This window comes from Microbacterium sp. Y547 (assembly GCF_057669785.1).
Genome location: NZ_JBYHFN010000004.1, coordinates 285,294 through 308,098, shown reverse-complemented (window position 1 = coordinate 308,098; position 22,805 = coordinate 285,294). Strand labels below are relative to the sequence as shown.

The window sequence follows — 22,805 nt, the reverse complement described above, 5'->3', positions numbered from 1 at the left end:
AAGTGTCCGGCTGACCCGGACGCGGCGGGGTGTCAGGCCGTGGACGCGCGCGCGCGGTCGTACACCTCGACCATCGCAGCCGTGCGCGACGACTGACGGAAGCGCTCACGGATCCCCGGATCCGGCTGCACCGCCGACCCCGCAGCGATGTCCCGCACCGCCTGCTGCAGCGCCGAGGCAAGTGCGTCGACCGATGCGTCGGCCACCGCGGGGGGCGCATCGACGTCACCACCGACGGCCCAGAACCCCCGGCCGAGCTCGCGCGCGAGGTCGGTGTCGCTCACGATCGACGGCGTGCCGAGCGACGCCGCCTCGAAGATCGTCATGCCCTGCGTCTCGAAGCCGATCGAGGTCTGCACCACGGCGTCGGCGGCTTGGATGCGGCGGAGGGTCTGGGCATACGGCATCCGGCCCGAGAAGACGACGGATGCTGCGGGCCGAAGCCGCTCGACGGTCCGACGGGCCGCGGCGAGCTGCCCACCCCCGCCGATGATCTCGACCTCGGCACGCACGCCGGACCGCGCGAGGGCCTCGAGGAACGGCAGCAGGCGCTTCTCGGGACTCATGCGCCCGAGCCACACGAACCGCGCCGGGCCCGGTTCGCGCACCGCAGGGGCGGCGGCGAGCACGTCGTCGAGCACGTCGTCGTCGATGCCGTTCCATACGACGTCGACGTCGACGAAGACTCCGTGCTGCTCAAGCCGCTCGGCGAAGTGCTGAGACGGAGCAGTGACCGCCCGGGCACCGCGCGCGAGGCGTCGCAGGTAGGCCCACCCGTCGCGGCCCGGTGTCGGCTCGGCCAGCGCGACGCGACTCCACGCGTTCAGCGCGCTCAGCACGAGCCCCGGGAACGGGGCCGTCGCTTCGATTCCCACGTCGACGCGGTTGTGCATCGTGTGCACGACCGGGAGCCCGTGCCGCTTCGCGAAGCGGTATCCGATGAACGCACCCCAGAAATCAGCCTGCACGTGCACGACATCGACGGGCGCGCGGCCCGCGAGCGCCGCATCCACCCGCTCGTCTGTGCGCCGACCGGGCCACGACATCGCGTACTCGCGATCGAGCGTGATGGGAATCGAGGGCACGTCGACATAGGCCGTGTCGAACGGCGCCGCGCGACGGCCGTGCCTGGCCGGTGCGACCAGCGTCACGGTGTGGCCGGCCTTTTCGAGGAACCTCCGCTGCAGCCGCATCGACACCTGCGCACCGCCGAGAGTCTCGACGTGCTGATCGCCGAACATCACGACGTGCACGGGCGGCTCACTCCGGCAGGGGCTCGTCGCGGTACAGCGCCTCGAACGTGTCGAGGGTGCGCTGCATGTCGTGGATCTTCACGCCGTCGAGCGATGCCTGCTGCATGCGCAGGCGCTCTTCGGGCGACTGCGTCAGCACGCTCGTGAGCTTGGCCGCGAGGTCGTCGACGTCGCCCGGCTCGAAAAGATATCCGTTCTCGCCGTCGTGCACGAGGTGCGGCAGTGCGACGGCGTTCGCCCCGACGATGGGCAGTCCCGACGCCATCGCCTCCATCGTCGCGATCGACTGCAGCTCGGCGATCGATGCGATGGCGAAGACGCTCGCACGGCTGAGGATGGCGCGCAGCTCTTCGTCGGTCGTGTAGCCGTGGAACGTCACCCGGTCGGCGAGGCCCAGCTCGCTGGCGAGCTGTTCGAGGTTGCGGCGCTGATCGCCGTTCCCGACGATGTCGAACGTCACATCGAGCGCGGGATCGAGCTTGGTGATCGCTCGCAGCACGACATCGATCTGCTTCTCGCTCGTGAGCCGGCCGACGAACACGATGCGGTTCGCGTCACGAGGCGTGAGATCGGGAGTGTAGTTGCGGGCATCCAGACCACAGCTGATCGGCACGACGCCGCGGATGTCGATCGTCGTCTCGAGGAAGTCGGCCGCCCGCCGCGTCGGCGTCGTGACGGCGCGCGTCATGCCGAAGGTGCGCTTGGCGTCGTTCCATGCGAGCCTGACCACGATCTTGTCGAGAACCGGCGGCAGGGTCGTGAAGTCGAGGATGTTCTCGGCCATGACGTGGTTCGTCGCCACGACGGGGATGCCGCGCTTGCGGGCTTCGCGCGCCAGGCCCCGGCCCACGACGATGTGCGACTGGATGTGCACGACGTCGGGGCGCACCTCGTCGAGCACACGGCGCGCGTAGCGCTTCGACATCCACGGCAGCACGAACGTGAGCCAGTCATGCGGGGGCCAGCGCCACGACGGCAGGCGGTGCAGGGTCATCTGCTCGCCCTCGATGACCTCGCGGAACGTGCCGTGGTTGCGGTGCCCGGCGCTCGGCGCCATGACGTGTACGTCATGGCCGCGCTCGACCAGTCCCGCGGCGAGACGCTCGGCGAAGCGGGCGGCGCCGTTGACGTGCGGCAGGAACGTATCGGCGCCGATCAGGATCGTCAGCGGCCGCGCGTCGGCGGCATGGTCGGCGGGCGTCGCGGATTCGGTCACGAAGAATGCGGCCTGTCTGTAGTGCGGAGCGGCACGCAGTGGGGAGGACGCGCGCCGCTCCCACTGTAGCCTGAGCGCCTCCGAGGGTCCGGGGAACACGCCTACCCTGGAGTCATGCCCCGACTGCACGCCGATGCCGACGCGACGCTGTGGGTTCCGGTCACGGAATCCCTCGGCTGGCGCGGACGCCGACACCGCAAAGCCGCGATCCGGATGCTGCTGACCCGAGCGAACAGCGCCATGGGGGCCGAGCGCCCCGGCAGCGGCGTGGCGGCGTGGGCGATGAGCCAGGCGGCGCCCTTTCTCATGCGCAAGGCGGCGGGCCGCGTCCTGGTGTGGGTGTGGAAGGCCGACCCCGAGCTCGTCGTCGTGATGGCACAGGTGCAGGAGGCCACCCCGCAGCTGCGCACGGCGCGAGCCATGATGCCGATGGAATACGACGACACCGAGACGTTCCGCGGCACATACCTCGGCGCAGGCGAGAAGCTGGCGATGCCCCTCCCCCCGGATCCGCGGACGCCGCCGTTCGCGACCTACACGTGGGACACCGGGACGCACTTCGTGACGGTGTCCGCCGTGTGCGCCGACCGCGAGCGATTCGGCACCGTGATCGGGGCGGTCGACGACCTCGCGAGGAGCGTGCGCATCAGCGAAGATCTGCCCGTCGGAGAGACACCGGGAGTCTTGCGCCTGGGACCGTCCTGACCTGCGAGACAATGCACGCATGACAACGCCGGTCGCATCGCCGTTCGCCGAGACGTGGACCCTGCCGCCGACGGTGGCGGCCCGGACCGCGGAGGGCCGCGCTGTCCGCTCGCGCGTGCCGCGCAGCACGCTGTCGCAGCTCACGACCACGGGCCGTGACCCGCTGCGCATCCTCGACGACCAGAACGCGACACGGATCCCCGAACTCGTGCCGCTGCGCACCGAGCGGATGGCGGCGAGTCCGTTCGCGTTCTACCGCGGCACCGCCGCCCTGCAGGCCGCCGATCTGGGGCGGGACCCGCACAGCGGCATCCTCGTGCCCTCGTGCGGCGACGCCCATGTGGCGAACTTCGGGTTCTTCGCGTCACCGCAGCGCACGCTCGTGTTCGACCTGAACGACTTCGACGAAGCCGCATGGGCGCCCTGGGAATGGGACGTCAAGCGTCTCGTCGCCAGCATCGTCATCGGCGGGCAGGCATCCAGTCGGGACGAGACGGTGGTGCAGGATGCCACCCTGGCCGCGGTGCGCACGTATGCGCGTGCGATGGCTGCCCACTCCGCCCGGAGCCCGCTGGACCGGTACTTCGTGCAGTTCGACGTGCGTGCGGTCGCGGCGGCCGCCGACCGCGAGACGCGGCTCGTGCTCAAAGAGGCGATCCGCGACGCCGAGAAGCGCACGGGCGAGCGCGCCGCCCGGAAACTGACCGAAACGCTGCCCGACGGCCGCATGGTGTTCCTCGAGCGCCCCCCCACCATGGTGCACGCGAGCGCCGCTGCACGGGACCGGCTGCACGAGAACGCCCGGGCATACGCCGAGAGCGCCGACATCGACATCCGCCTGCTGATGACGCACTACACCGTGTCAGACCTCGCCCGCCGGGTGGTGGGGGTCGGCAGCGTCGGGACGGTGTGCAGCCTGATCCTCCTGCAGGACGGCGACGGCGGCTCGCTCATCCTGCAGGCCAAGCAAGCCGGTCAGAGTGTGCTCGCGCAGTACGGCGGCATCTCGCAGCCGGCAGCCGCTCACGAGCACATCGACCGCTACGGCCAGGGCGGACGCGTCGTCGCGATGCAGCGCATTCTGCAGGCGACCTCCGACCCGTTCCTGGGACACCTGCGGGCGTTCGCGGGCGACTTCTACGTCCGCCAGTTCCACGACATGAAGGGCGGCCTCGATCTCGAACAGCTCGAGGACCGGCCCTTCCGCGTCTATGCCGAAGCCTGCGCCGCGACGCTGGCTCGCGCGCATGCGCAATCGGCGAACGCCGCGGTGGTGTCGGGATACATCGGCAACGGACGGCTCATCGGCGAGGCGCTGCTCGAGTGGGCCAACGCCTACGCCAGGCTGTCCCGCGCCGACTACGACGCGTTCGTCGCGGCATCCGCGGATCAGTCGTCGTCGTTGTCACGCCCCAGCTGACGAGGCCGCCACACGGTGAGCCCGGTCGAGCGGCGCACGCGCGTGCCGCGACGCAGCGGCACGACGGCCCCGGTCGATTCGGCCACGAAGACGCGCGCACCGGGGCGGCGCTCGAGCTCGGACTGCATGCGCTCCTCGAGCTCGTAGACGCGAGACGTCAGTTCCCGAACCCGACGCTCGAGCTCGAGGATGCGCATGATCGCGGGCAGGCCGATGCCGTCACACGACAGACGTGCGACCTCGCGGAGCTGCTCGATATGCCGCAGCGAGTACCGCCGCGAGCCACCCTGCGTGCGCGCGGGCGTCACCAGACCGAGCCGGTCGTACTGCCGCAGTGTCTGCGGGTGCATGCCCGACAACTCGGCGGCCACCGCGATCGCGAAGATGGGGGCATCTTCGTCGAGATCGTCAGACATCATCGGTCACCCCCTGTCAGCCGCGCGACTTCGCCATGAGGTCTGCCCGCGGGTTCTCTTTCGGCTCGAGCGACTGGAACCGCTCGAGCGCCTCGCGCGCGGCGTCGTCGAGGTGCGCCGGCACGGCGACCTGAACCTCGGCGAGAAGGTCGCCCGTGCCCTTGGATGTCTGAACGCCGCGTCCCTTGACGCGCAGCACGCGCCCCGACGGAGTGCCGGGTGCGACGCGCAGCTTGACGGGGTCGCCGCCGAGCGTGGGCACCTCGATGGTGGCCCCGAGGGCTGCTTCGGTGAAGGTGACGGGCACCTTGACGCGCAGGTTCAGCCCGTCCCGCTCGAAGACGGGGTGCGGGCGCACCGCGACCTGAACGACGATGTCACCGGGCTCGCCGCCGTCGAGCGACGGTCGTCCGCGCCCGCGCAGTCGGATCTTCTGCCCGTCTGAGACCCCCGCGGGGATCTTGACCTTGAACGGCTTTCCGTCTTCGCCCTGCAGCGAGATGGTCTCGCCCTTCGTCGCTGTGACGAAGTCGACGGTCGTGCGTGCCGTGACGTCGGCGCCCTTGGTAGGACCCCCGTAGCCGCGGAATCCGCCCGTCGTCTGCCCGAAGCGGCCCGAGCCGAACCCGGCGCCCTGCTGCTGCCCGAACATGGAGAAGATGTCGTCGAAATCAGCGGCGGAGGCATAGCGTCCACCACCGCGGCTCTGCCCGAACTGCGAGAAGACGTCTTCGAACCCGCCGGCGCCCTGGCCGCCCGCCGTGAAGCGGGCGCCCGAGCCCATGGCGCGGATCTGGTCGTACTCTTGGCGCTGCTCGGCGTCCGACAGCACGGCATACGCTTCGCTGATCTCTTTGAACTTGGCTTCAGCCGCGGCGTCCGCTTGATTCGAATCGGGGTGATACTTGCGCGCGAGCTTGCGATACGTCTTCTTCAGGTCTGCGTCAGAGACGTCCTTGCTGACCCCGAGGACCTTGTAGAAGTCCTTGTCGAACCAGTCTTGACTGGCCATGAACGCCCCTGCCTATTCCGCCGCCACGGCAACCACGACCTTCGCAGGACGCAGTTCGACATCGCCCAGGCGGTAGCCCACCTCGGCGACCTCGACGATCGTCGGGGTCGCCTGCCCCGGCGTCGGAACCTGGAAGATCGCTTCGTGCTGCTGCGGGTCGAAGACCTCGCCGGCGGCGCCGTGAGCGGTGACGCCCAGCTTGGCCACCGCAGCGCGCACCTTCTCGGCGATCACGGCGAAGGCAGTGCCCTCTTCGAGGTCGCCGTGCTTCTCAGCGCGGTCGAGGTCATCGAGCACGGACAGCAGGCTCTTGGCCGCCTCGCCCTTGGCTCGCTCGATCTCGAGCTGCCGCTGCTCTTCGGTGCGGCGCCGGTAGTTGGCGTACTCGGCGGTCAGCCGTTTCAGGTCGGCGAGGTAACCCGACGCCTCGGGCGGAAGATCCACCGCATCGTCGGCCGTGAGCGCGTCGTCCGTCTGGTCGGCGCCGAGGATGTCCTCGACCGTCAGGTCGTCCTGGTGCGACGCGGGGTCGGAGACGTTTGCCTCCGACCCCTCGTCGCCCGGACGGACCTCTTCGAAGTCCTTGTCCGTCATAGTTCTACTTCTTGTCCTCTTCGTCGTCGACCACTTCGGCGTCGATGACGTCCTCCTCGGCACCGCTGGGTGCCTGGGCTCCGTCTTCGGCCGCGCCGCCGGCGGCAGCATCCGAGTTCTGCGCGTAGATCGCTTCGCCGAGCTTCGTCTGGCTCTGGCTGAGCTTGTCGAAGGCCTGCTTGACCTTGTCGTCGTCGTCGCCTGCGAGGGCCGACTTCAGGTCGGTGATGTCGGCCTGGACCGATTCCTTCACGTCGGCGGGGATCTTGTCCTCGTTCTCCGAGATGAGCTTCTCGATCTGGTAGGCCAGGGCCTCGGCCTGGTTGCGGGTCTCAGCGCCTTCGCGGCGCTTCTTGTCCTCGGCGGCGTGCTCCTCAGCCTCGCGCACCATGCGGTCGATGTCTTCCTTGGGCAGCGACGAGCCGCCCGTGATCGTCATCGACTGCTCCTTGCCCGTGCCCTTGTCCTTGGCGGACACGTGCACGATGCCGTTCGCGTCGATGTCGAAGGTGACCTCGACCTGCGGGATGCCCCGGGGCGCCGGCGCGATGCCGGTCAGCTCGAACGTGCCCAGCGGCTTGTTGTCACGGGTGAACTCGCGCTCGCCCTGGAAGACCTGGATCGCCACCGACGGCTGGTTGTCGTCGGCGGTCGTGAAGGTCTCGCTGCGCTTGGTCGGAATTGCGGTGTTGCGCTCGATGAGCTTCGTCATGATGCCGCCCTTCGTCTCGATGCCGAGGCTCAGGGGGGTCACGTCGATGAGCAGGACGTCCTTGCGCTCGCCCTTGAGGACACCGGCCTGGAGCGCGGCGCCCACGGCGACGACCTCATCGGGGTTCACACCCTTGTTGGCGTCCTTGCCCGTCTCCTTCTTGACCAGCTCGGCGACCGCGGGCATGCGGGTCGAACCGCCCACCAGGACGACGTGGTCGATGTCGGCGACCTTGATGCCGGCTTCGCGGATGACGTCCTCGAAGGGCTTCTTGGTGCGGTCGAGCAGGTCCTTCGTGAGGTCCTCGAACTTGGCGCGCGTGATCGTCTCGGAAAGCGACACTGGGCCGCTGTCGGTGAGCGACAGGTACGGCAGGTTGATGCTCGTCGACGTCGAGCTCGACAGCTCCTTCTTCGCCTGCTCCGCGGCCTCCTTGAGGCGCTGCAGGGCGATCTTGTCGCCCGAGACGTCGACGCCCGTCGTGTCCTTGAACTGCTTGATCAGGTACTCGACGAGACGCTGGTCCCAGTCGTCGCCACCGAGGCGGTTGTCACCGGAGGTCGCGCGCACCTGGATCGTCGAGAAGTCGTCGTCCTTGCCCACTTCGAGCAGCGACACGTCGAACGTTCCGCCACCGAGGTCGAAGACGAGGATGAGCTCGTCCTCCTTGCCGCGGTCGAGCCCGTAGGCCAGCGCGGCCGCGGTGGGCTCGTTGATGATGCGGAGCACGTTGAGGCCCGCGATCTCGCCGGCCTCCTTCGTGGCCTGGCGCTCGGCGTCGTTGAAGTAGGCGGGCACCGTGATGACGGCATCCGTCACCTTGTCACCGAGGTACTCCTCTGCGTCTCGCTTGAGCTTCTGCAGGATGCGCGCGGAGATCTCCTGCGGCGTCCACTTCTTGCCGTCGACGTCGAAGCCCCAGTCGGTGCCCATGTGGCGCTTGACCGAGGCGACGGTGCGGTCGACGTTGGTGACGGCCTGGCGCTTCGCGGTCTCGCCGACGAGCACCTCGCCGTCTTTCGTGTAGGCGACGACGGAGGGCGTCGTGCGGAAGCCCTCGGCGTTGGCGATGACCTTCGGCTCGCCGCCCTCGAGGACGCTGACGACGGAGTTCGTCGTGCCGAGGTCGATTCCCACAGCTCGTGCCATGTGCGTTCTCCTTCTGTCTGGGTGGCAAAAGCCACCCGAGGTCAATGGTCGGTGAAGTTCGTGGGCGGCCCGCCACAGAGGTTGAGCCGAACTGACTCAACCTTACTGCCGACCCGCGGCGGCTGTCAACCCAAACTTGATACCGACCGACTCAACCCCGCAGATCGCGCGGCGGCGACGGCCGGTCTCGATGGCGGGTTTCCGCGGTCTCGCCGTGCGGATGTCGCCTCACGATCAGAGGCCGGTAGCGTGACGGGCATGTCGCTTCCCGATCAGCCCGCGCCCGAGGCCGAGGTCGCTGCGGCGACGGTCGGCACCACCGAGACGACGCGCCCACGAGGCGTCGTGGCATGGGCACTGTGGGATTGGGGCTCGGCCGCCTTCAACGCCGTCGTGACGACCTTCGTCTTTTCGACCTACCTCGCCTCGCCTCTCTTCGTCGACCCGGCCGTCCTCGATGCCGCGGGCGGCGACGCCAAGGACCCCGCGCTTGTGCGGGCCCTCGCCGACAACGCCTCGCTCGTGGGCATCGCGCTCATGATCGCCGGCATCCTGATCGCGGCGCTCGCTCCGGTCATGGGGCAGCGTTCCGACGGCACGGGCCGGCGCAAACTGTGGCTCGGCATCAACACGATGCTCGTCGTCGCTGCGATGGCCGCGATGTTCTTCGTCGAGGGTTCGCCCGCCTTCCTCGTGCTCGGTGCGACACTGCTCGCGATCGGCAACGTCTTCTTCGAGTTCGCCGGCGTCAACTACAACGCCATGCTCGTGCAGGTCTCGACGAAGCAGAACATGGGGCGCGTCTCGAGCTTCGGGTGGGGCATGGGCTACGTCGGCGGCATCGCGCTGCTCGTGCTGCTGCTCGTGCTCTTCATCGGTCTCGTCGACAGCCCGGGCCCCCTCGGCGTCACGACCGACAACGGCATGAACATCCGCCTCGCGATCGTCGCGTCGGCCGTGTGGTTCGGGATCTTCGCGATTCCGGTCCTGCTGCGTGTGCCCGAGGTCCCCGCTCGCGAAGGTCAGGCGCGCGTCGGGTTCTTCCGGTCCTACGCCGTACTGTGGGCGACCATCACGAAGCTCTGGCACGGCAACCGCCAGGTGCTGATGTTCCTGCTCGCGAGCGCCGTCTTCCGCGACGGCCTGGCCGGCGTCTTCACGTTCGGCGCGATCATCGCGGCGCAGGTGTTCGGCTTCTCGTCGTCGCAGGTGCTCTACTTCGCCGTCGCGGCGAACGTCGTCGCCGGCGTCTTCACGATCCTCGCCGGCCGCTTCGACGACCGCTTCGGCCCCAAAGCCGTCATCATGGTGTCACTCGTGGGGCTCGTGCTCGCCGGCAGCGCCGTGCTCTTCATCGGGACGGCCCAGATCGGGTTCTGGATCGCGGGTCTCGTGCTGTGCGCCTTCGTCGGACCGATCCAGGCCGCGAGCCGGTCGTTCCTCGCCCGCATCGCCCCCGCCGGCCGCGAGGGCGAGATCTTCGGCCTGTACGCGACGACGGGCCGCGCCGTGTCCTTCCTCGCGCCGGGGCTCTTCGCCCTGTTCGTCGCCCTCTCGGGCGACACGCGTCTGGGCATCCTCGGCATCGTGCTCGTGCTGCTCGCGGGCCTGCTGCTCATGCTGCCGGTCAAGACCACGCAGGCCGTCATCGAGTGACCTGAGGCTGGGCTCAGTCGGTGCTGCGTCCGCGCGGGCGCAGCCACGACGGCAGTCGCACGCCGGACTCGTTGGGCTCCTCGACTTCGAGGCCGTAGTGCGTTCCGATCTGCTCGACGAACAAGCGCCGCTGCGCGCGTTTGTAACACCGCCTCTCCGTTGGAAGGCGACGATCGTCGCCCAGCAGATGAGCAGCATGACCACGCTGAAGGGCGTCGGGCTCGTCGATGAGTCCGGCGGCATTGAGAACCTGCGCCGATCTGCAGCACACCGAGGCCGAGCGATGTCGCGACGCCGAACAGCGTGCCGACGAGGGCGACGGTGTCGATCAGGTGGCCCCATCCGCCCTTGACCTTTGCGCCCACGATCGGTTCGAGCGCGTACCGGATCGACAGGGGGCGTCCTCGACGGTGGATCGCGTACGCCAGGCGAGCCCGACGACGACGTAGATGGCCCACGCCTACACACCCCAGTGCAGGTAGGTCTGCGTGAGCGCCGACTGCGCGAGCTGCGCGGGGGTGCCCGCGACGCCCGGCTTCGGGTCGACGAAGTGGCTGAGCGGCTCGCTCACGCCGTAGAAGACGAGGCCGATGCCCATGCCGGCCGCGAACAGCAGCGAGAACCAGGCGAGCATCGAGAACTCGGGATCATCGTCGTCGCGGCCGAGCGTGATGTCGCCGAATCTGCTGAAGCCGAGGAAGAGCGCGAAGGCGACGAGGAACGCCGTGATCAGCACGTAGTACCAGCTGAAGGTGTTCACGACGGTGGTCTGAATCGCGCCGAAGACCGACTCTGCGGCATTCGGGAAGATGATCGCGAACGCGCTGAACGCGACCACGATGACGGCGGCGAGCCAGATGACCCAGGGCGCCGGGCGGAACCGACGCGCCGCCTCTTCGGAGGGACCGGCTAGGGGTGGGGGCTGGCTCGTCACCCGACCGCGCTATCGAGGCGGGCCCGGCCTGCCCAGAGCTCGCCCGATCAGGCGCCGCGGGATCCGGCGTCGGTCGTGGCGACGTCGGAGCGGTGGAAATTGAAGAACGATCGGGATGCCGTGGGTCCGCGCTGGCCCTGATAGCGGTTGCTGTACGGCCCCGTGCCGTAGGGGTTCTCGGTCGGCGAGGAGAGCCGGAAGAAGCACAGCTGTCCGATCTTCATGCCGGGCCACAGCTTGATCGGCAGCGTCGCGACATTGGACAGCTCGAGGGTGACGTGCCCCGAGAAACCGGGGTCGATGAAGCCCGCCGTCGAGTGCGTCAGCAGGCCCAGCCGGCCGAGCGAAGACTTGCCCTCGAGCCGCGCGGCGACGTCGTCGGGAAGGGTCACCTGCTCGAACGTCGATCCCAGCACGAACTCGCCCGGGTGCAGGATGAACGGTTCGTCGGGCGCCGTCTCGATGAGGTGCGTCAGCTCGGGCTGGTCCTCGGCGGGGTCGATGAACGGGTACTTGTGGTTGTCGAACAGCCGGAAGTACCGGTCCAAGCGCACGTCGACACTCGACGGCTGAACCATCCCGGGCTCGAACGGGTCCAGACCGATACGGCCGGCGCCGAGCTCGAGCTTGATGTCACGGTCAGAGAGCAGCACGCGACCAGCCTAGAGGCTCCGCCCGCCGCCCCCCACGCTGCTTTTGTTATGCTGGCGTCGCGCCTTCGGGCGCAAGGGGGATGTAGTTCAATGGTAGAACTTCAGCTTCCCAAGCTGATAGCGCGGGTTCGATTCCCGTCATCCCCTCGAAAGGCTCGAGATGGCACGACGGGTGCCGGCTCGGGCCTTTGGCGTTGATGCCGTCCGAAACGAAGCCGCTTGCGAGTGGGCCCCGCTTCAGAGCCCCGACCCTGTGCGGCTCAGGCGAGGCTCAAGAAGAGCTTTTCGAGTTCCTCGACGGTGACGGGGTCAGCGCTGTCATCGGTCGTCGTCATGCACTCTCGCATCGCCGAGGACACGATCGTGAAGCCGGCACGGTCCAGCGCCTTGGAGACGGCCGCCAGCTGAAGCACCACATCGCGGCACTCGGCGCCGGACTCGACAGCCGCAATGACCGAGACGAGCTGGCCCTGTGCGCGGCGGAGCCGGTTGAGGATCTTCTTCTGACTCTCGGACCGGGGTTCGACCGGAGTGGCGCCGGAATCTGCTGATGTCACCATGAGAGTCCTTTAGGCGTGGGTGAGGGACGAGGGTATGGGGGCCGGCAGATCCGTCCGCTGGACGGCGGCGGTTCCCGCCAACCAGGTTCGGTATCCGCCATCGAGGTTACGCACGTCATACCCGTACTCGCTGAGCAGTCGGGCCGCCGTGTGCCCGCGCTGCCCGACCTGGCAGTGCACGATGAGGGGGGCCTCGGGAACGTCGCCCATCCGTGAGCGGATGTCGTCCAGCGGGATGTTGAGGGCTCCGGGGATCGCACCTCGCTCGAACTCCGCGCTCGAGCGCACGTCGATCAGGACGGCGCCGTCGCCGCGCGCCTGCTCCAGCTCGTGCCACTGCACGCTGCGCACCAGACCGGAAGCGATGTTGTCGGCGACGTATCCGAGCATGTTCACGGGGTCCTTGGCCGATCCATACTGGGGTGCATAGGCGAGCTCCAGGCGTGACAGCTGCGCGGCGGTGAGGCCGCCGGTCATCGCCGTGGCGATGACATCGATGCGTTTGTCGACACCTTCACCGCCGACGATCTGAGCGCCGAGGATGTGGTCTGTCTCGGGGTCGACGAGAAGCTTCATCGACATCTGCTCGGCACCGGGGTAGTAGCCCGCGTGCGAAGACGGGTGCGTGTGGACCACACGGTGCGGGCGGCCCGCGGCTGCCAGTCGCGTCTCGCTCCAGCCCACCATCGCGACAGTGAGGCCGAGCACGCCCACGATCGCCGTGCCGAGCGAGGGCCAGGTGGGTTCGGTGCTTCCGGCGATGGCATCTGCCGCCGTGCGGCCGTGCCGGTTCGCCAGCCCGGCCATGGTCACGAGGGTCGCCGATTCGTCGACCGCGTCGACCTTCTCGACGCCGTCTCCGACGGCGTAGATCGAGGGATCGCTCGTGCGCTGGAACTCGTTCACGGCGATACCGCCGGTGGCGCCGATCGCCAGCCCGGCATTCCGCGCGAGGCCGGTGTCGGGTCGCACTCCGCGTGCTTCGATGACGAGATCTGCCGGGACGGTGGCCCCGTCATCCAGATGCACTGTGCCTGGACTGATCGAGGTGACCGTGGTGTTGAGGCGCACGTCGACGCCGTGGCCGACGAGCGTGTCGAGAACCGGTGTCGCCATCTCGGGATCCAGCGGTGAGAGAGGGCGGGGACCACGCTGCACGAGAGTGACCCGTGCGCCGCGGCGCACGAGATTCTCGACCGCTTCCAACCCGATGAAACCCGCGCCGACGACGACGACGCGCGGCTCGGCGGCGGCACCGTCGAGCACGGCGGTGATCGCATCGACATCATCCACGGTCCGGAGCGCGTGAACCGGCACGCCGTGTCCGGCAACGGGCTCGAGGCCGGTCGCGCCGCCGGCCAGAACGAGAACGTCATACGGTTCCTCGCGGGGAGCACCACCCTGAGCGCTGACCTGGACGGTTTTGCCCTCACGGTCGATCCCGATCACTTCGTGGTTCACGCGAACGTCGAGGCGAAAGCGTGCCGCAAGAGACTCGGGAGTCTGAAGCAGGAGCGCATCCCGGTCTTCGATGACTCCTCCGACGTAGTACGGCAGGCCGCAGTTCGCGAACGAGACGTGGGCTCCGCGCTCGAACACCACGATCTCGGCGCGCTCATTCAAGCGCCGCAGGCGCGTAGCCGCCGACATCCCGCCCGCGACACCACCGACGATGACGATCCTCATCCCATCTCCTCTGCGTGCCATGGGGTCAGCGCGAGAACAGCCGCGAAAAGAACCCGCCGGTGTTCTCCTGCTCGGCATGGCCTGCGCACCGGCCAGCCCGCGGGACATCGCGCATCACATCGTCGACGTGCTGACCACAGCCCGCCCAGGTCGTCTTTCCACAGGTCTTGCACTTCACAGCTCTGCACATTGCGTATTCTCCGAACATGGCAGATACCCCGGGGGGTATCGGATGACGTGTTCCATGGTACGCCTGCCGCGCGTGGACGACTCCCGAGTCGGGCGCGACGGCACCGTGCGCCGGGCGCAGGATCCCCCGGCAGAGCGGGGAAAGCGGGCCCCCTGGGATTTGCCCGTGAACGCGCCGTAGCGCGGCTCAGCCCGGTACGACGCCCCGCCAGATCGAGCCCGCCCACTGCAGCTGCGCACCCGAGCAGGAGACGTTGCCACTGCCGTAACCGCGCTGCGCCGCCATGCAGTTGGCGAGCAGTTCGATGTTGCTGCCGAACAGCGACGAGTACCCCGGCGAGCTGACGAGCGGACCCCAGACGTTGAACTGGTACACGTGGGCGAGCTCATGGGCCATCGCCCAGTACAGGCGGCCGTCCGACCAGCTCGCCAGCCCCGGCGTGAACCTGATGACCCCCGGCGACGCGCAGGCAGCCGCTGCAGCGCCGCCGCACGCCCCGGCGAACTCCTCGAGCCGCACGTGACCGCCGCCGACGTTGTTGAGCGCGGCGCGCACGCGCGCGTAGCCGCCCGCAACCGGGGCAGCGCCTGCACCACCGCCGCCCATCGACGTCCCGCCGGAACCGGAACCGCCCGACCCGCCCGACCCGCCCCAACCGCCGCCTGATCCCCCGCCGCCGGAGTACCCGCGCGATGCGGCGGCGGCTCGTTCAGCCGCGAGGCGCGCCTGCTCGACGTCGTGCGCCTCGACAGCCTTGACGATGCCGGCAGTGTGTTCGTCGACATCTGCCTGCGCCCGCGCGACGACGGCGACATCGGTGCGCTCGGCGAGCACCTTCTGCTGCAGCTTCAGGATGCCGGCGCGCGCGGCCGCCGTGTCGACCTTGCCGTCGGCGGCCGACATCGCGGCGTCGGCCTTCTCGAGCGACGCGACGAACCCCTTGCGCGCGTCGATGAGCTCGTCGTACGTCGCCGACGTCGCCCGCAGGCCCCCGGCGCGCTCGGCCAGCACGGTGGCCGCGGTGCGGGCATCGTCCTGTGCGGCCTGTGCCGCCTCGAACTCGGCCGCGGCGGCATCGCGCTCGCCCAGCACGGCCGAGCGGTCGGCAAGTTGCAGCCCCATGACGGCCACGGCGCACGCCGTCAGCACGACGAGCGACCGGCGAGTCGTCGAACTCATTTCAAGAACCCCGACGTCGATGCGAGCGTCTTGCCCTGCTCAGCCAGTTGCACCCGCAAATCGGCTTCGCGCACGCGCGCGACGGCATTGGCTCGGCGGGTGGCGGCGGCGGTGTCCTCGACGAGAGCGGTCTCGGCGATCAGCGCATCGCGCTGGAGGGCGAGATCCTGCTCGGCCACCTCGATGAAGAGCACGCCGACCACCGCGGCGACGACGATAAGCGCTGCGGCGAGCCAGCGTGGACGCACGACGTGCGCGGCGCAACGCAGCGCAACCGCGCGCGGAGAACTCCAATCCGGTGATGGAATGGACTGGGCCATGGCGCGGCCTGCCTTCGACGAACCCAGTGGCGACGCACAGCGGGTGCTCCGCTCCCGCGGCGTTGGGGACCGCCTGGGAACCGGTGGCCGGCGAGCCGACCACGCCCTCCGTGCATGGGTAGGACCCACACTAGAGCCCGACGCGGCCGGGCTCTAGTGTCACTCGGCGGGGGGTGTGCAGACGGCCTTGGCGGCAAGCTGCTCGCGGTACTGCTCGGGAGTCCAGGGCAGCCCTGCCTCGGGCGCGGTTTCACCGGATGCCGCGGGTGCCTTCGAAGCGATGGCGGCGAGCTCCCACGCGAGCGAGAGCGCAGGTGACGCGCCGCGCACGGAGTTGTTCAGCGATACGACGACCGTGAGGCCCGTCTCGGGGTCGGCGAACGCCGCTGTCGCGTAGCCGGGCATCGAGCCGTAGTTGCCGATGAGCGAACCGGCGATGACGGCGCCGCCCGCTGTCGTGAGCCACGAGGGCGACGAATCGTTGAGCGGCTTCGCGTCGGCGAACCGCTTCTCGGCGAGCTGCTCGGACAGCAGCGCACCCGTCGCGAGGGACTGAACGTACTGACGCATGTCATCGACCGTCGACACGACACCCGCGTCGGTGAACCCGATGCTCGCGGATATCGCCGAGACGTCGACCGGCTCGGCGCACTTCCACGCGCCGGCTTCATCCTTCTCGAGGGTGAGCCCTGTCATGCCATCCGCGACAGGAGCGGCGGCACCCGCGGGCAGGCGGGTGGCCGTGAGACCAAGCCGGTCGGCGATGTGCTCTTGCAGTAGGGCGCGACCCGAGGCACCCATGGCGCGCTCCATCGCGAGTCCGAGCAGCACGTAGCCGGCGTCGGAGCTGAGGTACTTCTCGCCGGGTTCGATCGTACGGGGCTGACCGAGGCCGTAGCTGGCCAGCTCGCGGGCGTTCCACACGCGCTCCGGGTTCCTCGTCCACACCGGTCGCAGCTGCCCCGCATAGACGCCGATCCCCGACGTGCTGTCGCACAGCTGCTCGAGGGTGACGTCCTTGAGGTCGGGCACACCCGAGACATACCGCGAGACGGGTTCATCGAGCTCGACGACACCGTCATCGACAGCCTTGTAGAGCAGATCACACGTCATAGGCCGTGTCAGCTGGCCGATGCGGAAGGGCATGTCGGCCGTGACGGCCGCGCCGCCGGGCGTCTGCGTACCGACACCGGCGACCCACGAGCCGCTCCACGGCGCCCACACGCCGACGACGGCGCCCGTCGCCCCGATCGTGCCCATGGCGTGAGTGACGGCGTCGTCCAGCTGCTGCTGAGTCTCATCGGGGAAGGCGCCTTCGACCTGGACAGGAAGATCGACCCTCGGTTCGGGCGCGGAACAGCCGCTGAACGCGACGGCGAGCACGAGCGCTGCCGCGACCGCACCCGCGGCGCGGCGCGGTTTCCTGACTGCGCGCATGGCTACCCCCGACAAGAGATTCAAACACACCCAGGTCACGAGGATGTCACGCCTGTCCGTAGGCTGTGACGCATGACGCACACCTTCGACGATTCCGTGCGCACTGCGGTGCTCCACCACATGAACGACGACCACAGCGACGACAACCTGCTCATCGCCCGCGCGTTCGGACCGGCCGGTGACCCCGCCTCGGCGACCATGACCGGGTTCGACGGCGACGGGGGCGAGTGGGTCACCCTCCTCGCCGACGGCGCCGAGGTCTCGTTCCGTGTTCCGTGGCCCGGAGGCGCCATCACCGAGCGCGCCGAAGTGCGTCGCGAGATCGTCGCCCTGTACGACGCCGCGTGCGAGCGCCTGGGCGTCGAACCGCGTCCGCACGCGTAAACACGGGACTCTCCGGCGGATTCCGCCAAGTAGGTTAGGCACGCCTCACCGCCCTAGACTGAGCGGCATGAACGACGTCATCCCCTTTTCGAAGACACTCTGGGAACGCTCCACGAGCGCACACTCGGGAAGCGAGCACTCCGGCTTCATGGCCGACCTGCTCAAGGGCGACGGCACCCGCGAGGACTACACGGCCCTCGTCGTGCAGCACTGGTTCATCTACGAGGCCCTCGAGCGCACCGCGACGCAGATGCGCAACGACCCCGTCGCATCCGTCTTCATCAGCGACAAGCTGACGCGCTTGCCCGCGCTCGAAGCCGACCTCGAGTTCCTGATCGGCAGCGACTGGCGCGACCAGATCGAACCGCTCCCCGCCACGAAGCGCTACGTCGACCGCATCAATGAGGTCGGCGCGACGTGGGCGGGCGGTTTCGTCGCACACCACTACACGCGCTACCTCGGCGACCTCTCGGGCGGCCAGTTCATCGGTCGCCTCATGGCCCGACGCTTCGGCTTCGGCACGAACGGCATCGGCTTCTACGTCTTCGACGACATCGCCGACCCCGCGGCCTTCAAGGACGTCTATCGCGAGCAGATGAATCAGGCTCCCTGGGATGCCGCCGAGCAGGAGCGTGTCATCGACGAGGTGCTGCTGGCCTACCGCTTCAACACCGAGCTGTTCGAAGACCTCGCCACCGCGAAGTCAGCGACCGCGGTCGCCTGACGACAGAAACTCAGGGGCCCGGCAGCTGCAGCGCCGACGCCTGGCGGCGCACCGACGCCATGAAGCGCCTGACGTCGGGGTCAACCCGGATGTCGCTCGGTCGCAGTGGTCGCGAGAGATAGAGACCCTCGAGCGAGGTCAGCCGGGACAGCGCGACGTAGGTCTGTCCCGGAGCGAACGCCCCCGACCCGAGGTCGACGATCGCGCGATCGTAGGTCTTGCCCTGGGATTTGTGGATCGTCACGGCCCACGCCAGCCGCAGGGGGAACTGGGTGAACTCCGCGACGATCTCGCGCGTGAGCGCCTTCGAACCGGGGTCGTAGGCGTAGCGGTACTTCTCCCACACTGCCGGCTCGACCTCGACCTCGTCGCCGTCGACATCGACGCGTACGGTGTCGCCGGCGATGCGGGTGACCCGGCCGATCGTGCCGTTGACCCAGCGGGGCGGGTCGGGGAAGGCACCCCGGTCGTTGCGCAGGAACATGACCTGCGCGCCCACCTTGAGCTTGAGCTCGGGATCGGCGGGGTATCCGGCCTCACCGCGGCCGAAGTCGCCGCTCACGTCGGCCTGCGCCGTCTGCTCGCGACCCCGGAGTTCGGCGAGGTGTCGCCGGTTGATGTTGTTGACGATGTCGTTGCGCGTCGCGAGCGTGATGATGGGCGTCTCGCCGTCACTGGGCTCGGGCGGAGTGCGCGCACCCGTGTCGTTGAGCACCTGCGCGATGTCGGCCGTCACAACGCCGTGACGGACGGCGTTGAGCATCGCCTTGAACCCGGCATCGGACTGGCGATGGATGTCGACCAGCTCGCGGATGTGCAGTTCGGCACCGTGCCGACCGAGCTCGATGAGCCCATCCGCCGCGGGCTCCTCACCGGCCCACACGTGCGCGTCGAAGAACCAGAAGGACCGGTAGTGGTCGCGCACGTAGCGCAGCTCGTCTCCGCGCGGCGGCACGGGAGCGAGCTGATAGGGGTCGCCGAACATCACGATCTGCACGCCGCCGAACGGCTCGTGCCGACGCCCCCGCGCGATGCGCAGCGAGCGGTCCATCGCATCCATCAGGTCGGCGTTGACCATCGAGATCTCATCGATGACGAGCGTCTCGATGGCGTTCAGGATCTTGCGCGTGGCATCCGTCTGCTTCTCGTCACTCGGTCCGATCAGGCCGATCGGAAGCCGGAAGAGCGAGTGGATCGTCTGGCCCTCGACGTTGAGCGCCGCCACGCCCGTCGGAGCGCACACCGCGATCTGCTTCGACGTGTTCCACGCCAGGTGCTGCAGGAGCGTCGACTTGCCCGTGCCGGCGCGACCGGTCACGAACACGTGCTCGTTCGTGTCTTCGATGAGTCGGAACAGCGCCTCTTGCTCGGCGGAAAGGGGCGGCGTAGTCACCGATTCATGGTAGCCACCGGATACCACAGTGCGGCCCGGCCCCGCTCATCCGGGCGCGGATGCCCGCACGGGAAAGCAGGCTTCCTAGACTGGAGTGGTGAATGACGAGGCGGGGAGCACCCGAGCGCGGCGGCCCCGCACCAGCCGTCGAGGACTCGCGGTCGACCTCACCCTGCTGGGCCTTGTCGGCGTGCTCCTGGTCGGAGCCGTCGCCGCCGGCGTCGCATCGCTTCACCGCGAGTTCTATTCGCCGACGGCGTTCGTCGAGCGGTATCTGAGCCTGCTCGCCGACGGCCAGGCGGCCGAGGCTCTGCGGATTCCCGGCGTCGCGGTCGACACCCCGCAGCTCGAGGCCGCGGGGCTTCCGGCAACGGCCTCCGACGCCCTGCTGCGCCGCGAAGCCCTCGCGACCCTCACCGACGTCGGCGTGGTGTCCGAGACGGAGCAGGACGGCATCTCGCGCGTCTCCGTGACATACCGGGCGGGCGGCGTCGAGGGGCAGACGACCTTCTCCATCGAGCGTGACGGCACGATCGGCCTCGCCCCCACGTGGCGATTCGCCGAGAGCCCGCTCGCGGTCATGGACCTCGTCGTGCGCGGTTCGATGTCGTTCGAAGTCAACGGCTTCGAGATCGACAAGCGACAGGTCTCGCCCGACGGCGTCGATGCCGACCCGCTCGCGCCGGTGTCGCTGCTGGTGTTCTCACCGGCGTTCTACTCCGTGTCCGTCGACACGGCGATCTCATCGACCCCGGGCGTCGGGGTGCTCTCGGACAGCCCGTTCGCGGCCGTCGCCGTCGACGTGCAGGCCGAGCCCACAGAAGAGTTCATCGGCGTCGTGCAGCAGCGCGTCGAGGAGTTCCTCACGTCCTGTGCGACGCAGCAGGTGCTGCAGCCGACAGCATGCCCCTTCGGGTTCTACGTGCAGGAGCGCATCGCCTCGGCGCCCACGTGGTCGATCGTGACGCAGCCGACCATCACGCTCGTTCCCGACGGCGCGGCGTGGGTGATCCCCGAAACCGAGGCGGTGGCGCACATCGACGTCGACATCCGCTCGCTCTTCGACGGGTCGGTCAGCTCCGTGAGCGAAGACGTGCCGTTCGTGCTGACGGCGCTCATCACGGTGCTGCCTGACGGCACCGCGACGATCACGGTCGGCGGGCCTGGCCTTCCCTGACGCTGCGGCGGGCGTCACGCTCGGCCAGCTGCGCGAGCTGCGCGTTGTACTCCTCGAGCTCGGCGTCGCCCGTGCGGTCGGCGTGCCGGTCGCTGCGTTTCTGCGCGCGGGCGTCGGAGCGCGACCACTGGATCGCGACCGTGATCGCGAGGATGAGCGTCGGGATCTCACCGACCGACCATGCCACGCCCCCGCCGATGTATTGATCCTCGAGCGGCGTCGGGCCCCACTCCCGGCCCATCGAGCCGTACCACTCCGCGACCATGAGCCCGGACTGCATCATGATCGAGATGCCGAAGAACGCGTGCATCGCCATGACGCCGACGAGTAGAAGCAGGCGGCCGGGGTACGGCAGGCGCCACGGCACGGGGTCGATGCCGATCAGCGTCAGTGCGAACAGGTAGCCCGAGATGAGGAAGTGCGCGACCATCCACTCGTGGCCGAGGTGGTCGTAGAGCGCCCACCGGAAGAGGTCGGTGTAGTAGAACGCCCAGAGTGATACGACGAAGATGGCCGCGGCGACGAACGGGTTCGTCAAAACCCGCGAGACCGGCGTGTGCACGGCCCACAGGATCCACTCGCGCCCGCCGCGCGTGCCGTCATCGCGTTTGCGGATCGCCCGCGCCGCGAGGGTCACAGGGGCGCCCACGACGAGCAGCAGAGGGATCGCCATGCCCAGCAGCATGTGCCCGATCATGTGCACGCTGAACAGGTAGTCCTGGTAGACGTTGATGGGTCCTGCCGTCACCCAGAACAGCAGCAGCAGTCCGAGCGTCCACGACACCGATCGGAGGATCGGCCAGCGGTCGCCGCGCACGTGCATGCGCCGCACGCCCGCCCAGTAGAAGAAGAGGCCGAACGCCACGGCGAAGGCCCAGAGCAGGTCGGGGTTCCACGATGTCAGCCACCGCTCGGGGGTGAGCTCGGGAGGCAGCGGCGCCAGAGTGAGGATCTGCGCCGGCGTCGGCACGACGGGAATGACGGGGTCGACGGGCGGAGGTGTGCGCGCGAGGGCGGCTGCGGCACCGCTCGCGATCCCCATGAGGGCGAGCTCGAAGACGATGAGCCCCCAGAAGCGCCGCGACGCGCCGTCTTCGCGGAGGCGCCCGATCAGTCGCTTGCGGTACCAGGCACCGAGCGCGCCGATCGCGATGAGTGCGACGACCTTGACGATGAGGATGACGCCATACGCCGAGGCGAGCATCGACCATTCGCCGAGGCCGATCATGGCGCGCACCGTGCCGCTCGCGGCCACGACGATGAAGGCCGCGAGCGCGATGCTCGAGTAGCGGCCGAGCACGGTGGCGACGCCGTCGCGGTCGAGGAGAGGCCGCACGAACACCATGAGCATCAGTCCGCCGAGCCATACGGCGGCGGCGATGATGTGGATGATGAGCGCCGTCATCGCCTCGTGGTGGAACGCCGCCTCGCCGGAGTGCCCCTGCGTGCCCATCGGCACGAGGGTCGCGATCGCCAGTGCCGCGACGAGGAGCGTCGCCGTCCACGATCGGACGGCGAAGGTCAACACCGTCAGCAGAGCGCCGGCGACCGTCGTGATGAGCCAGGTGCGGCCGACTTCGGTCTCGGTGAGGAAGCGTCCCAGCTGCGCGCCGAACTCCGGGCTCGCGCTGATCGCCGGGTTGAACGCGTCGACGAAGGTGAAGAAACCGGTCGCGCCGGCGGCGACCGTGAACACGGCGGCCGAGACGGATGCCGCATCCAGCGCCACGTCGAAGGGCCGGTCGCCCGCCTTCAGCGCGAACAGCGCCGTGACGAGCACACCGACGACGCCCGCTGCCGAGAGGTTGACGAAGAGCTTCGCGATCGGAAGACCCCAGCGGGCGATGGGCCCGGGGTCGGCGATCGCGAGGGGCTCGGCACCGCCCCCGTAGGCGAGCGCCCACGTGAGGGTGAGGAGTGCGGCGACGACGAGGATCGCCGGGCCGACCGAGCGCAGCGTGCGGCGTGGACCCTGTCGCCTTGCGGCTTCGGGAGGCGCAACGGCGACGGGAGAAGAGGGCGCGGGGGTCACGGC

At 69.1% G+C, this 22,805-nt stretch carries 21 protein-coding genes, 1 tRNA gene and 1 pseudogene; 7 read left to right on the top strand and 16 right to left on the bottom strand.

Features of this window, described 5'->3' with window-relative positions:
- Nucleotides 1-32 precede the first annotated feature (32 nt).
- Together AC25Y0_RS08565 and AC25Y0_RS08560 are read right to left on the bottom strand one after the other, a co-directional pair.
- Nucleotides 33-1,253: a glycosyltransferase gene (locus tag AC25Y0_RS08565; RefSeq protein ID WP_488123575.1), complete on the bottom strand. Its 1,221-nt coding sequence runs from the start codon at nucleotides 1,251-1,253 to the stop codon at nucleotides 33-35.
- 7 nt (nucleotides 1,254-1,260) lie between these two features.
- Nucleotides 1,261-2,469, bottom strand: coding sequence for a glycosyltransferase (locus AC25Y0_RS08560; RefSeq protein ID WP_488123576.1), 1,209 nt, complete (start codon nucleotides 2,467-2,469; stop codon nucleotides 1,261-1,263).
- A gap of 114 nt (nucleotides 2,470-2,583) precedes the next feature.
- Here AC25Y0_RS08560 and AC25Y0_RS08555 point away from each other — a divergent pair, with 114 nt between their 5' ends.
- Entirely contained in the window at nucleotides 2,584-3,174 is a 591-nt protein-coding gene (locus tag AC25Y0_RS08555) for a hypothetical protein (RefSeq protein WP_488123577.1), read from the top strand.
- Nucleotides 3,175-3,193: 19 nt separating this feature from the next.
- Nucleotides 3,194-4,594: a DUF2252 domain-containing protein gene (locus AC25Y0_RS08550; RefSeq protein ID WP_488123578.1), complete on the top strand. Its 1,401-nt coding sequence runs from the start codon at nucleotides 3,194-3,196 to the stop codon at nucleotides 4,592-4,594.
- Here AC25Y0_RS08550 and AC25Y0_RS08545 read toward each other — a convergent pair.
- The 4 genes from AC25Y0_RS08545 to dnaK are packed head-to-tail and all read right to left on the bottom strand — an operon-like array spanning nucleotide 4,564 to nucleotide 8,477.
- The gene (locus tag AC25Y0_RS08545; RefSeq protein WP_488123579.1) at nucleotides 4,564-5,013 is read right to left on the bottom strand and encodes a heat shock protein transcriptional repressor HspR; all 450 of its coding nucleotides are present in this window, start codon (nucleotides 5,011-5,013) and stop codon (nucleotides 4,564-4,566) included. The two genes, AC25Y0_RS08550 and AC25Y0_RS08545, sit on opposite strands and share 31 nt — an antisense overlap.
- 13 nt (nucleotides 5,014-5,026) lie before the next feature.
- The gene (locus AC25Y0_RS08540; RefSeq protein ID WP_488123580.1) at nucleotides 5,027-6,022 is read right to left on the bottom strand and encodes a DnaJ C-terminal domain-containing protein; all 996 of its coding nucleotides are present in this window, start codon (nucleotides 6,020-6,022) and stop codon (nucleotides 5,027-5,029) included.
- 12 nt (nucleotides 6,023-6,034) lie between these two features.
- Nucleotides 6,035-6,616 (bottom strand): nucleotide exchange factor GrpE, encoded by a 582-nt coding sequence (locus tag AC25Y0_RS08535; protein WP_488123581.1) that lies wholly within the window; start codon nucleotides 6,614-6,616, stop codon nucleotides 6,035-6,037.
- A gap of 4 nt (nucleotides 6,617-6,620) precedes the next feature.
- On the bottom strand, nucleotides 6,621-8,477 hold the full coding sequence (gene dnaK / locus AC25Y0_RS08530; RefSeq protein ID WP_488123582.1) for a molecular chaperone DnaK: 1,857 nt from the start codon (nucleotides 8,475-8,477) through the stop codon (nucleotides 6,621-6,623).
- A gap of 258 nt (nucleotides 8,478-8,735) precedes the next feature.
- Here dnaK and AC25Y0_RS08525 point away from each other — a divergent pair, with 258 nt between their 5' ends.
- Nucleotides 8,736-10,133, top strand: a complete 1,398-nt coding sequence (locus tag AC25Y0_RS08525; RefSeq protein ID WP_488123583.1) for an MFS transporter — start codon at nucleotides 8,736-8,738, stop codon at nucleotides 10,131-10,133.
- A 248-nt stretch (nucleotides 10,134-10,381) separates the two neighbouring features.
- Here AC25Y0_RS08525 and AC25Y0_RS08520 read toward each other — a convergent pair.
- Nucleotides 10,382-10,947: pseudogene (locus AC25Y0_RS08520) on the bottom strand (BCCT family transporter); the annotation flags it as partial.
- A 167-nt stretch (nucleotides 10,948-11,114) separates the two neighbouring features.
- On the bottom strand, nucleotides 11,115-11,720 hold the full coding sequence (gene dcd, locus AC25Y0_RS08515) for a dCTP deaminase (protein ID WP_488123584.1): 606 nt from the start codon (nucleotides 11,718-11,720) through the stop codon (nucleotides 11,115-11,117).
- 76 nt (nucleotides 11,721-11,796) lie between these two features.
- Here dcd and AC25Y0_RS08510 point away from each other — a divergent pair.
- Nucleotides 11,797-11,867: transfer RNA gene (locus AC25Y0_RS08510), tRNA-Gly, on the top strand.
- Between the two features lie 113 nt (nucleotides 11,868-11,980).
- On the opposite strand, the gene AC25Y0_RS08505 is transcribed toward AC25Y0_RS08510, so the two are convergent.
- The 6 genes from AC25Y0_RS08505 to AC25Y0_RS08480 all read right to left on the bottom strand — a co-directional run bounded on the left by AC25Y0_RS08505 (nucleotide 11,981) and on the right by AC25Y0_RS08480 (nucleotide 17,092).
- Complete coding sequence (locus tag AC25Y0_RS08505; RefSeq protein WP_488123585.1) at nucleotides 11,981-12,280, bottom strand: metal-sensitive transcriptional regulator; 300 nt, start codon at nucleotides 12,278-12,280, stop codon at nucleotides 11,981-11,983.
- A 9-nt stretch (nucleotides 12,281-12,289) separates the two neighbouring features.
- The gene (locus AC25Y0_RS08500) at nucleotides 12,290-13,966 is read right to left on the bottom strand and encodes an FAD-dependent oxidoreductase (protein WP_488123586.1); all 1,677 of its coding nucleotides are present in this window, start codon (nucleotides 13,964-13,966) and stop codon (nucleotides 12,290-12,292) included.
- A gap of 25 nt (nucleotides 13,967-13,991) precedes the next feature.
- Nucleotides 13,992-14,156, bottom strand: coding sequence for a hypothetical protein (locus AC25Y0_RS08495; RefSeq protein WP_488123587.1), 165 nt, complete (start codon nucleotides 14,154-14,156; stop codon nucleotides 13,992-13,994).
- 186 nt (nucleotides 14,157-14,342) lie between these two features.
- The gene (locus AC25Y0_RS08490; RefSeq protein WP_488123588.1) at nucleotides 14,343-15,335 is read right to left on the bottom strand and encodes a hypothetical protein; all 993 of its coding nucleotides are present in this window, start codon (nucleotides 15,333-15,335) and stop codon (nucleotides 14,343-14,345) included.
- Nucleotides 15,332-15,655, bottom strand: coding sequence for a hypothetical protein (locus AC25Y0_RS08485; RefSeq protein WP_488134507.1), 324 nt, complete (start codon nucleotides 15,653-15,655; stop codon nucleotides 15,332-15,334). The genes AC25Y0_RS08490 and AC25Y0_RS08485 overlap by 4 nt, the downstream gene beginning before the upstream one ends.
- A gap of 159 nt (nucleotides 15,656-15,814) precedes the next feature.
- Nucleotides 15,815-17,092: a serine hydrolase domain-containing protein gene (locus AC25Y0_RS08480; protein ID WP_488123590.1), complete on the bottom strand. Its 1,278-nt coding sequence runs from the start codon at nucleotides 17,090-17,092 to the stop codon at nucleotides 15,815-15,817.
- A 72-nt stretch (nucleotides 17,093-17,164) separates the two neighbouring features.
- On the opposite strand from AC25Y0_RS08480, the gene AC25Y0_RS08475 reads away from it, so the two are divergent.
- Both AC25Y0_RS08475 and AC25Y0_RS08470 read left to right on the top strand, forming a co-directional pair.
- Nucleotides 17,165-17,476, top strand: a complete 312-nt coding sequence (locus AC25Y0_RS08475; RefSeq protein ID WP_488123591.1) for a DUF2470 domain-containing protein — start codon at nucleotides 17,165-17,167, stop codon at nucleotides 17,474-17,476.
- Nucleotides 17,477-17,543: 67 nt separating this feature from the next.
- Nucleotides 17,544-18,200, top strand: a complete 657-nt coding sequence (locus tag AC25Y0_RS08470; RefSeq protein WP_488123592.1) for a biliverdin-producing heme oxygenase — start codon at nucleotides 17,544-17,546, stop codon at nucleotides 18,198-18,200.
- 10 nt (nucleotides 18,201-18,210) lie between these two features.
- Here AC25Y0_RS08470 and AC25Y0_RS08465 read toward each other — a convergent pair whose 3' ends face one another.
- The gene (locus AC25Y0_RS08465; RefSeq protein WP_488123593.1) at nucleotides 18,211-19,593 is read right to left on the bottom strand and encodes an ATP-dependent DNA helicase; all 1,383 of its coding nucleotides are present in this window, start codon (nucleotides 19,591-19,593) and stop codon (nucleotides 18,211-18,213) included.
- A gap of 97 nt (nucleotides 19,594-19,690) precedes the next feature.
- Here AC25Y0_RS08465 and AC25Y0_RS08460 point away from each other — a divergent pair, with 97 nt between their 5' ends.
- Complete coding sequence (locus tag AC25Y0_RS08460) at nucleotides 19,691-20,770, top strand: hypothetical protein (RefSeq protein WP_488134506.1); 1,080 nt, start codon at nucleotides 19,691-19,693, stop codon at nucleotides 20,768-20,770.
- Here the strand turns inward: AC25Y0_RS08460 and AC25Y0_RS08455 are convergent.
- Nucleotides 20,742-22,727: a bifunctional copper resistance protein CopD/cytochrome c oxidase assembly protein gene (locus AC25Y0_RS08455; protein WP_488134542.1), complete on the bottom strand. Its 1,986-nt coding sequence runs from the start codon at nucleotides 22,725-22,727 to the stop codon at nucleotides 20,742-20,744. The two genes, AC25Y0_RS08460 and AC25Y0_RS08455, sit on opposite strands and share 29 nt — an antisense overlap.
- Nucleotides 22,728-22,805: the final 78 nt, after the last annotated feature.

Coding starts and splice junctions, on each gene's coding strand:
- AC25Y0_RS08555 (WP_488123577.1), top strand. CDS start 2,584: ATGCCCCGACTGCACGCCGATGCCGACGCGACGCTGTGGGTTCCGGTC.
- AC25Y0_RS08550 (WP_488123578.1), top strand. CDS start 3,194: ATGACAACGCCGGTCGCATCGCCGTTCGCCGAGACGTGGACCCTGCCG.
- AC25Y0_RS08545 (WP_488123579.1), bottom strand. CDS start 5,013: ATGATGTCTGACGATCTCGACGAAGATGCCCCCATCTTCGCGATCGCG.
- AC25Y0_RS08540 (WP_488123580.1), bottom strand. CDS start 6,022: ATGGCCAGTCAAGACTGGTTCGACAAGGACTTCTACAAGGTCCTCGGG.
- AC25Y0_RS08535 (WP_488123581.1), bottom strand. CDS start 6,616: ATGACGGACAAGGACTTCGAAGAGGTCCGTCCGGGCGACGAGGGGTCG.
- dnaK (WP_488123582.1), bottom strand. CDS start 8,477: ATGGCACGAGCTGTGGGAATCGACCTCGGCACGACGAACTCCGTCGTC.
- AC25Y0_RS08525 (WP_488123583.1), top strand. CDS start 8,736: ATGTCGCTTCCCGATCAGCCCGCGCCCGAGGCCGAGGTCGCTGCGGCG.
- AC25Y0_RS08505 (WP_488123585.1), bottom strand. CDS start 12,280: ATGGTGACATCAGCAGATTCCGGCGCCACTCCGGTCGAACCCCGGTCC.
- AC25Y0_RS08500 (WP_488123586.1), bottom strand. CDS start 13,966: ATGAGGATCGTCATCGTCGGTGGTGTCGCGGGCGGGATGTCGGCGGCT.
- AC25Y0_RS08495 (WP_488123587.1), bottom strand. CDS start 14,156: ATGTGCAGAGCTGTGAAGTGCAAGACCTGTGGAAAGACGACCTGGGCG.
- AC25Y0_RS08490 (WP_488123588.1), bottom strand. CDS start 15,335: ATGAGTTCGACGACTCGCCGGTCGCTCGTCGTGCTGACGGCGTGCGCC.
- AC25Y0_RS08485 (WP_488134507.1), bottom strand. CDS start 15,655: ATGGCCCAGTCCATTCCATCACCGGATTGGAGTTCTCCGCGCGCGGTT.
- AC25Y0_RS08480 (WP_488123590.1), bottom strand. CDS start 17,092: ATGCGCGCAGTCAGGAAACCGCGCCGCGCCGCGGGTGCGGTCGCGGCA.
- AC25Y0_RS08475 (WP_488123591.1), top strand. CDS start 17,165: ATGACGCACACCTTCGACGATTCCGTGCGCACTGCGGTGCTCCACCAC.
- AC25Y0_RS08470 (WP_488123592.1), top strand. CDS start 17,544: ATGAACGACGTCATCCCCTTTTCGAAGACACTCTGGGAACGCTCCACG.